This is a genomic window from Vibrio sp. 2132-1, assembly GCF_033344315.1.
Genome location: NZ_JAWPON010000089.1, coordinates 1 through 1,105, shown reverse-complemented (window position 1 = coordinate 1,105; position 1,105 = coordinate 1). Strand labels below are relative to the sequence as shown.

Below are 1,105 nucleotides of genomic sequence, written 5' to 3'. Positions count from 1 at the left end.
TGATTATTCATGCACATACATCAGTAAAACGCGTCGAACTCAGGAATGCGTGGTTTACCTCTGAGTAGTAAGAACTTCAAGAAACGACGGGTTGAAGTCGTTAGGATTTTGTCCTTCTCCACGCCATGTTTTTCCAGCAATTCAATGGCAAGATCCAGTTTTGAAATCTCTTCGCAAAAGTGCGCATCAGAGCCGGTACTGAAATACACGCCAATCTCTTTTCCTAAGGCAACAATTTGATCACAGCGCGCATCACTGCCCTTTCGGCTCTTGCCTGTGAGAGACGTATTGTTCACCTCAATCGCTACATTGTGGGATTTAGCGCAACGCAACACTTGCTCCATATCAAATGGGTAATTGGGATTACCTAAGTGCCCTAACACGTCCACTCTGCCACTTTTAATGACGTTAATCAGCGCGACAGTGTGCTCCGCTTCGGTTGCGGGTCTAAAAACGGGCTCATGAAAGCTAGCAATTATCCAATCAAGATGTTGATCAGAGGAAGGCGGAAGATCGATCTCGCCTTTGACGTTTAAAGTGTTGGCTTCAACGCCACGGAGAATACCGACCTCATGCAAAAAGCGGGGCAAAATTCTTTGATTATTGAAGTGCCAGTAGTGAGGGGCTCCTGGCATTTCGGGAGCATGATCGGTGGTACAAAGAAGTTTTAACCCCTTATTCTTGGCTGCCAATGCGTTCTCTAAAATGGTGCTGTAGGCATGTCCACTGGCAATAGTATGGGTGTGGCTATCAACGACGATATCCATGGTGACCTCCTAAATTGTGGACGAATTATCGAATTTCGAACGAACCGTTTTGATTGAGAAACAGCGTGAGATCCGCTGGAATTGAGTGATTTAAAACCTTATCTACATTTACGGCATCTGAGTTTAAATAAAACGCTAATGCGGCTTCTGGTGCGGTGCCACCACGAATCTTACGGTTTACTAAGCGTTCTTGCAGAAACTCAGGCTGTGTATCGACGAAGACGGTAAAATCTGCCAAACGATGCAGTTCATTCCACACCGGTTCATTAAGCAGTAACCAATTCCCCTCAACGACAACAACATTGCGATTCACTAAAATGGCGTCGTCGACTGGATCA

1 protein-coding gene and 1 pseudogene are annotated in these 1,105 nt (G+C 45.6%); both read right to left on the bottom strand.

All coding sequences use genetic code 11. The annotated features are described in order from the left end of the window. Positions 1-20 precede the first annotated feature (20 nt). Complete coding sequence (locus tag R8N47_RS23625; protein WP_141179355.1) at positions 21-767, bottom strand: phosphatase; 747 nt, start codon at positions 765-767, stop codon at positions 21-23. A 25-nt stretch (positions 768-792) separates the two neighbouring features. Then, positions 793-1,105: pseudogene (locus tag R8N47_RS23620) on the bottom strand (nucleoside/nucleotide kinase family protein); the annotation flags it as partial.